Below are 8,370 nucleotides of genomic sequence, written 5' to 3' on the forward strand. Positions count from 1 at the left end.
GTTCGCTGCACTTCATTGACAGCCCGGACCCGGTCGGGTCGCTCAGCCGAAGAAGGCGAAGGCGACCACCACTGGCACTCGCGCAGGCCCCATGAACTGCGCAGGTGAGCCAGCTGTTGGTCGCCCGGGACCCCGGTCGACCGTGACGAGTTGAAGACCCACGAGAATCAGTCCCGCGACGCCGTCGGCTCGTTCGTCACTACCGCATCCGCACAGATCCTGGGGCGTACCGACCGCTGACCGTTGAGCAGCCACCTACGAGTGGGCTGGTCATTACCGCCGGCAGATCAGCACGGCCGAGCGGCTCGCGGTGCGACCAGTCTTGATCGCCGAGGCCGCTGTGCCGACGCAGTGGTGGATCTGCATCGGTGGCGAGTGCGGCAGGAGGCCGTCGATGACGCAGACGCGTGAGAAGCCGCCACGATCGACACCGCCGCGAGACCGTGGAGGACCGGAGCCAGTGGGTGTCCGGCGCTTATTCATTTGGCTCTGATACCACAACTTTTACGTGATCATGGGTGCGGCCGAGGTGTCTTCCGGCGGTAGCCGGAACATGAACACTGTGTCGGGATCGGGTTTGAAATGGTCGGGGTGGCGGTGCGTGTACCCGTACATTCGAATGCCCGACTGAACGATCAGACCCGGCAAATCCTGACTGAGGATCGGCAGGCTGGACCGCACAGCGGTGCTCGGCGCCAGTTCGGCCAGGTTCAGTGTGGGCAGGCCCGGGACAGGTCCGTCGGTGGCGTAGCCACGCATCGCGCTACCAGCCTCGTACGCGACGATCGTTCCGACCGGACCGAGTTGGAGGAACGCGTACACCGTGCCGGACAGCGCTGCGGACAGCGCCGCGGCGAGCGGGTTGGCGGCGGGCGATGCCGGCTCGTAGCGCAGGCTGAGTATCACGGTGTACGCCTGGCCCGCCGGGTCGTTCAAGCGGTAGGTGGGCGGGGTCAGTTCGATGTCGCCGGCACGCGGTTCGCTGAGGTAGAGCAGGACGTTGTCGGGGCCGAATGACCAGTCGGGCTGCTCCTGGCGCGCCGGCAGCGTCGCCGGATCGAACGACCAGTGGTCTTCCACGTCGTCGTCCTCATCGTCGTCCTCATCGTCGTCCTCGTCGTCGTCCTCGTCGTCGTCCTCGTCGTCCTCGTCGTCTTCATAGTCGCCGTTGTCGTCGTCCTTCTCAGCCGGGCGGGGTGGCTCCACCAGACCCGCGGCCGAGTACGCCGACCGGAGCGCGGCGGCCACCTCGGCGGGGGTCGCCACGGTGAACAGCATCCCCCACCGCTGGCCGGTGCGGTCCACCGCCGGGTTGTCCGCCGGCCGTTCGTGGAGCCAGGCATGTAGCAGCGAGGGGTCGAGGTCCAACTCCGCCGCCAGCACCTGGTCCACCAACTCCAGGACGGAGTCCGATCGGCCCGCGCTGCGCGCGGCGTCGATCGCCGACGTCCGCCCCAGCAGGTCCCGCACGGTGTGGACGCCGATCCGCTTGAGCCCGCTGTACGCACGGACGGAGAGGTTCAGTTCCTCGATGGGGAAGTGCTCCGGCCGCCGCGCCATGACGTCGGTCCAGTCCCGCCACTCCCGTTGCCAATCGGGCCCCGGATCGTCGCCGCGGTTCGATTCCCAGGCGCCATCCCACGCCTCCTGCGCGGCCCGGCTCGCCACCCGCCCGCCAACGGTGTGCTCGATGATCTCGTCCAGCGCGAGATCGATCACACCCATCCGGAGCTCCCACCGCCGAACGGCGTGGGCCTCCATCGACGCGATCGCGTCGGCGGCGCGCTCGCGGCCGACACCAGTGAGCCGCTGCTGCTCCCGGATCGCCTGCTCGCGCCACACCTGGTACCGCCGCGGCGACGGCTGGCCCTCGACGGCAGGAACACCCGGTACGTCGTAGCCCGTCTCGCCGCCGTGGAGGTGGGCCCGCCACCGGTGGATCAGCGCGCGATGCGCCTCGGCACCCCGGCCGTCCAGGGCAGGGACCGGCGGCTCCGGGCGTTGCCGCGCCGTCTCGGCCAGGCGCTCTCGCAGCACCGCCAGCTGCGCGATGTACCGGTCGAAGTCGGGTTGGGTACGGAAGTCGTCGAGTGTCCGCAGTCGCAGCGTCGACAGGTCGACGCCGCGCCCGGCCACCGCCACTGTCGTGCGGCGGTCGATCTCTCCCGACAGCGCCCACAACCGGTCGCCGTCCCGCACCACGGACATCTGCACCGGCTCGCCGTCCACAGGAACAGCGATGCTGGTCGCGTCAGGCACGTTCGCCGGCGCCGGTTCCACGATCCACGCGTGCTCGGCGAGCCGCTCCCGTTCGCGGTCGAGGACCTGCGCAGGCGTGAAGTAGTGGTCGCCCCGCCGCACGCACTGAACCCAGACGAACGGCCCGGACGGGCTGATCGGGTCGCCGTAGAGGAAGTGCAGGTTCGTCCACCACACCTGGTCGGGATCGGAGGGGACGGGTTGGTAGTTCCACCAGGCCAACGCCGCCAGCCCGAGATCAGGGGCGGCGAGGCCGAACAGCGGTATGGCATTCGGGGCGGCCTCCACAACGCCCGATTATTCCGTCAATCGACCTCGGTGGTTGCCCGCCACTCGTCGTGGTCGAACGGCCCAGCCGACGCCGACAGCCTCCCGACAGCCAACAACTCGTCGAGGACCTAGAGGCGGCTGCGAAGGATCTCCGCGACCTCCTCCGTTCCGAGGTCGGCCCCGACCGCTGGCGGTAGTGGTCTCCATCGACCGGGTGAAGGTGACCCCGGCGCGGTCCCCCGGGCCCGCTGCGCAGGCCTTTCGTATGCTGAGCCGATGGCAGCGTGTCCCGAGCTGGCCGGAGCGCGCCGTTCACGGCGTGCCGACGGCCTCTTCGGGGCAACCCCGAGGACGACGCAGTGAGCACGGCAGCGCATCGCCGGCGCGCACCAGCGCTTCGCGCAGGACAGCGCAGGCACGACGGGGCATCGTCGGGACACGCTGCCGCGCCCCGCCGGCAATCGCCGGGGCGGGTCGCATCAGCGCTCGCCGACGCGTTTCTGAGCGTGCTCTGGCAGCGGTCGGAGCTACTCGCCGTTGGCCATACGGTCCTCGGTGCGAGGCCGCGCTGGCTCGGTCCGGTCGTCACAGCGGTCCTGCGTGCCTACCGGCAGCCGCCCGCCGACCGGCCACGCGAACTGGCCGCGTTCGTCGCCGCCGTCACCGGCCCGGCCGGGACGCGAGTGCAGGCGGCGGTCATACGGGAACGCCGTTTCGTCGCCACCCGCGTCGGACGGATGCGCTGGGCAACCCCCGCCGTCGACGACCTCGGCGCGCTCGCCGACTTCCTCGACGTCGACGGCGACCGCCTCGACTGGTTCGCCGACCGGCGCGAACTCAACCGGCACGCCCGCGATCAGCAGCTGCGCCACTACCGCTACCTATGGCGGCCGCACCGGCTCATCGAGGCGCCGAAGCCTCGGCTGCGCGCACTGCAGCGGCACCTGCTCGACACCATCGTCGGCCTCCTGCCGGTACACGAAAGTGTGCACGGGTTCGTAGCCGGCCGGGGAGTTCACACCTTCGCCGCCGCCCACGCCGGCAAGCCGACGGTCCTGCGGCTGGACCTGCGTGCGTTCTTCACAAGCGTCACCGCCGCGCGCGTGTACGGGCTGTTACGCACCGCCGGATACCCGGAGCCGGTCGCCCACGCGCTGACCGCCCTGACCACCACCCGCACGCCGGTCGACATCCTGCGCGACGCACCCAACCGCGCCCACGCCGCCCTGCTGCGCCAGCCGCACCTGCCCCAGGGCGCGCCGACGTCACCCGCGCTGGCGAACCTCTGCACGTTCCGGCTCGACCGCCGCCTCGCCGGACTGGCCGGCCGATTCGGCGCCGACTACACCCGCTACGCCGACGACCTCGCGTTCTCCGGCGACCTCGGCGGACGGCAGGCGCAGCACCTGATCACGCAGGTGACCGCCATCGCGACCGCGGAGGGATTCGGGGTCAACACGGCAAAGACACGCGTGCGCGGCCAAGCCGACCAGCAACGGCTGGCCGGCCTGGTAGTCAACGCCGCACCAGCGGTACCCCGCGCGGAGTACGACCGGCTGCGCGCCATCCTGCACGACGCCGCACAGCACGGCATCGACGCCGCGAACCGCGACGGCCACCCCGACTTTGCCGCGCACCTGGCCGGACGCATCGCCTGGGTCGCACACCGGCACCCGACCCGGGCCAGCAAACTCCAGCGCCTTCTGTCCGCAGCGGTACCCGCCCCCTGACAGGCGAACGAGGAGCCGATGACGCGCGGATCGGCATGTCCGTGCGCTGAGCCACGTGGAGCATCTGTCACCGACTGTGACGAACGACGGGAAGTCGGCGCGCGGACGGCGGCATGACCGGACGCCATGATCGGGATTCTGGCGGGTGGACGGCGTGGATAGCATGCGGCGTCATGGGTTACGCATTCACGATGGATGAGCCGAGCGACGACATGGCGACCCCGTGTGGGTTCAGCAACTACCAGATGAACTACGTCCGCCTGGTCATGTTGTGGGTGAGCGTGATCGATGGGGACGGCTACAAGGCACACAACTGGCCGGAATTCCCGATCTGTGACCGGACGCTGCCGGCCGGCGAGTTCGACGGGGTCGGTGGCCGGATCAGTGCCGCTGGTGCCGCTTTCATCGCTGAGCGGTTGCGCCAGGCTCTGGAGACCTACGCCGTTGAGGACGTACTGGATTTCTTCGACGACCACCCCGGCGGTCCGGAGGTCCGCAGCTGGGTCGAGGAGTTCGCGGGTTTCAACGAGCAGGCCGCCCAGCGCGACGGGTACCACCTCGTCTGATGTCTGCCTGGCAGGGCCCCCTTGCCGGACAGGCGCCACCCAGCCCGCGTGACCCGAGCGGGTGCGCGCTCTTCTCGACACGAGCGCTAGCCTGGCCACACCCAAGGCGCTGACGCACGGAGCGTGACGGTCGTCAGCGAGGCTCCGAGAACCAGACGCGGCGGATCCGCATGCTTGATCTTGGTGTCGCGGATCGCCGCGCCGGTTGTCCAAGGAACGCTCATCGCCAGCGCCGCGCGCCTTTCGACATGCTCGGCACCGGCACTCTCACCGCCCAGCGTGCTCGCGGCCGTCTATACGGCCGTCTCGGCACCGATGCGTGGCTGGCTTGAACCGGTGACGCTCGTCGGGCCCGCGTTGGCGGCGGCCATGACCTCGGCGGTCCCGCACGGGCGTCGTGCGGCCGTGCGCGCCCTTTAGGCTTGCCGCATGGCTGTCTCGTCCCTGATGGTTCCGCTTGGCACGCCCGCGCCCGACTTCGCCCTTGCCGACACCTCCGGCTCCGTCGTGCGCCGCGACGACTTCACCGGCGCGCCCGCGCTCCTGGTCGCCTTCCTGTGTAATCACTGCCCGTACGTGCGCCATATCGAGGTAGCGCTCGGTGAGACGCTCTCCGGCTTCCCCGAACTCGCCGTGGTCGGCATCTGCACCAACGACGCTGATGCATACCCGCAGGACGCAGCCGATCAGCTGGCCGCGCAGGCGAAACGGGCGGGATGGCACTTCCCGTACCTGCTGGATGCCGGACAGGACGTAGGCCGGGCCTACCGTGCCGCCTGTACTCCGGACTTCTTCCTCTACGACGCGCAGCACGCACTGGCCTACCGCGGCGCGTTCGACGAATCGACCCCAGGCAACGGCAAGCCGCTCACCGGCGCCGACCTGCGCGCGGCCATCGAGTTGGTGCTCGCGGGCAAGCCGGTACCCGAACCGCACCGCGCCAGTAGAGGCTGCTCGATCAAATGGCGGCGCTGAGACCGGCGCTGAGACGACTATCAGCAACGCGGGCCTCAGAACCGAGCTCGCTCGTGGCGGCACCCCGTCCGGTGCGGGTCTGCTGTACGGCCATCTCCTGACGCTGACCATGGGCGCGGCGCTGGCGGCCCGCCACCGCTTCGCGGTATCGCTCGCGCTGGCCTGGCTGCTCGCCAGCGACGATTCTGCGGGCTTGATGACGTTCCGTTGCGCGCCAATCGCGGCATTACAGTGCGCCTTGCCCGCGTCATCCAGCAGCGCGACCATGCTCGGCATGACTGACGAGCAGAGGCTTGCGCAGATGATCGACGAAATCCGGCGTATGCGCGAGCGGTGCGAGCCGAAGTCCAATCAGAACCCGCGCTACCTTCGCTACTCCAACGCCGTCTCGGCGCTGCGCTGGATCATCGACGACCTCGCCAAGGAGCGCGCACTGCATCCAGACCGTTGAGGATGCGCCCCGTCCGGCGCCCCTCCGCTCACCTCGCGGCAGATGTTCGCACTGGCACTGGACGGAGCCGTTCGGGCTGGCCGGGACGCTCTGCGCGTGGGCAGGCTTACGCGTGACTTGAGGAAGCAAGAGAAAGCGGTAGGCCTGCCTAAACAGGCGATGAGCGGGATAACGTCGCCGTTACTGGTTCCCGTCTCCCGGCTACGCCGGGACCTGTTGGCCCAGGGCCGGCTGTCCCAAGTCCGGGAGACCAGGGCTGGGTGGCACACAGAACCACACCGGCGACGGACACCGTCGAATATGTTCCGCGGATCGAGTGATCGGGAAGCCCATCCGTGATACCTGACGACGTACCCGAAGACCAGATCGACGCGCTACCCCTCGACGTCATCCTCGCTGTCGACGGCAGGGCACTCAGACGGGACCTGGTCGCCCGGTTGCGGAAGCTGCCCTACCCCGCCTACCTGCGCTGCATCAGTCTCTGTATCGACGACATACGGGTCATGTACGCGCCGCGGGTCTTCGGCCCCGGGGAACATCTGGTGTACAAGACCCTCGAACTCATGAGAACCGCAGCAACCGGAGCCGCGGTGAACCGCCCGGCCAAGCAGCTGTGGGGCCAATGGCTCGACTACATGGGCAACCCCGGGCCAGACGACATGGCAGACACCGACCTGCCGGTCATGGTCCGATCGCCCTGCACCGCGACGATTCAAGACATTTTGGACCCCGAAGCCCGCTACGCAGCTTCAGCCGTGGCCGACGCCGCGTACAAGGGAACCGGGGAGACGGACCTGATTCCCGGCGACAACATCAGGCGGATCCTGAAATTCATCGCGTGGACGAAGAAGGCAGAGTCGTGACATCGGCATGATCGGATGCCCGCTCGACGGAACCTTGACGGAGTCGAGCAGCGCGGCGCAGCAGCAGATGTCGAGGCGCGCCAACCGGCTGACCGCTGGACTCGATGCGCGTGCGCCTCCCGCCGCCGAGCGCGCACTTGACGGAGACGCTCCACGACGAAGCAAGTTCGAGGAGCCGGACGCCATCCTTGCGGGTCAATGGCGACCGGCTCGTTTAGAGATCCTACGGTTCCGGCCAGCACTGCCATCGTGATCGCGGCCCCGCCACCGTCCGTTACTCCGACCCCTCAGGCGAGGCCAGCCAATCGCGGCAGAAGCGGACACCGGTTGGGACCACGTGGCGTCAAGTTCGGCTCCATCGGGCCATTAACCGGGACGACTCTTCGACCAGTTCCTGCCGGCTGAAACCCCCGCCGTACATGGAACGTGCGACCTGATCGACGAAGCCGAGGAAGTCCTCGTCTTCGGGAAGCTGCTGGTCCGACTCGACAGTCGAGCCTGTCGACCACCGGGCGCTGGTCCGCAGACCGGCTTTGTGCCCCCGATGCCACGCCAGACACCAGTCGTCCTCCTGGTGGTCGAACATGCGGGGAACCTCGCGCCCGGGTGGCAGCCCCAACGCGCTGACAACGGCGTGAGGCAGATCCCGGTACAGACGCGCACCAGTCACCGCGTCAGTGATCCGATCCGCGGAAGCGTCCAGCCCGGCTGCGCAGGCCCAATCGGCGATGGCTGCAACCAGGACCGGAAGATCAGGTGACCGCTTTCCGGCCCGGGAGTCCGGACGCAGCGTGGAGAACCGGTGGTCGTAGCCGCAGCTGCCGTCGCGATGCTTCGTGAGGTGGTACGACCAGCCCTCGGCGTGCGTAGCGGCAGCCGAGATCTGGGCGCACGCCGTATCGGAGACCCAGAAAGCCAGCACCGGTCCATCGGTGACCCGTGCCACGCCGGCCGGCCCCATACCCACGCCCGGCCACTGGTGCGGTCGCGGCTGTCCGATGTCGAGTAACTGCCAGCCCTCCCCTCGGTCTTCGAGTCGACGCCAGCTCGACCCGAACGCCGACTCGATCTCGGACACGTGCACCAGCAAGGATCTACACCGAGCGAGAACAAAACTCCCGAAATGACTCATCGGCCCAGCACCCTACTAGGCAACTCGAAGCCAACCAACGACTGCCTGGCCCAGCGGTCCGAGCGGTCAACTCGGTACATAAACGGACCTGATGCCCAACGAGCGGCTCGCGGCAGATCCGGAC

The 8,370-nt window shown here is 68.9% G+C and carries 7 protein-coding genes; 5 read left to right on the top strand and 2 right to left on the bottom strand.

Translation table 11 applies throughout. The annotated features are described in order from the left end of the window. Positions 1-504: 504 nt before the first annotated feature. Positions 505-2,547 (bottom strand): DNA-directed RNA polymerase subunit alpha C-terminal domain-containing protein, encoded by a 2,043-nt coding sequence (locus Vau01_RS62465; protein ID WP_239153128.1) that lies wholly within the window; start codon positions 2,545-2,547, stop codon positions 505-507. A 488-nt stretch (positions 2,548-3,035) separates the two neighbouring features. Between Vau01_RS62465 and Vau01_RS62470 the strand changes: the two genes are divergently transcribed. The 5 genes from Vau01_RS62470 to Vau01_RS62490 all read left to right on the top strand — a co-directional run bounded on the left by Vau01_RS62470 (position 3,036) and on the right by Vau01_RS62490 (position 7,114). Beyond that, positions 3,036-4,259, top strand: coding sequence for a reverse transcriptase family protein (locus Vau01_RS62470; protein WP_204015094.1), 1,224 nt, complete (start codon positions 3,036-3,038; stop codon positions 4,257-4,259). Positions 4,260-4,432: 173 nt separating this feature from the next. Next, complete coding sequence (locus tag Vau01_RS62475) at positions 4,433-4,825, top strand: hypothetical protein (protein ID WP_204015098.1); 393 nt, start codon at positions 4,433-4,435, stop codon at positions 4,823-4,825. A 429-nt stretch (positions 4,826-5,254) separates the two neighbouring features. Next, positions 5,255-5,800, top strand: a complete 546-nt coding sequence (locus tag Vau01_RS62480) for a thioredoxin family protein (RefSeq protein WP_204015102.1) — start codon at positions 5,255-5,257, stop codon at positions 5,798-5,800. A gap of 109 nt (positions 5,801-5,909) precedes the next feature. Continuing rightward, positions 5,910-6,251: a hypothetical protein gene (locus Vau01_RS62485; RefSeq protein WP_204015105.1), complete on the top strand. Its 342-nt coding sequence runs from the start codon at positions 5,910-5,912 to the stop codon at positions 6,249-6,251. Between the two features lie 335 nt (positions 6,252-6,586). Next, positions 6,587-7,114 carry a hypothetical protein gene (locus Vau01_RS62490; protein ID WP_204015108.1) on the top strand — a complete coding sequence of 176 codons (528 nt, stop codon included), beginning with the start codon at positions 6,587-6,589 and terminating at the stop codon, positions 7,112-7,114. Positions 7,115-7,457: 343 nt separating this feature from the next. Here Vau01_RS62490 and Vau01_RS62495 read toward each other — a convergent pair whose 3' ends face one another. Next, entirely contained in the window at positions 7,458-8,192 is a 735-nt protein-coding gene (locus tag Vau01_RS62495; protein ID WP_204015111.1) for a hypothetical protein, read from the bottom strand. Positions 8,193-8,370 lie beyond the last annotated feature (178 nt).

The sequence above is a fragment of the Virgisporangium aurantiacum genome (assembly GCF_016863635.1).
Taxonomy (GTDB): domain Bacteria; phylum Actinomycetota; class Actinomycetes; order Mycobacteriales; family Micromonosporaceae; genus Virgisporangium; species Virgisporangium aurantiacum.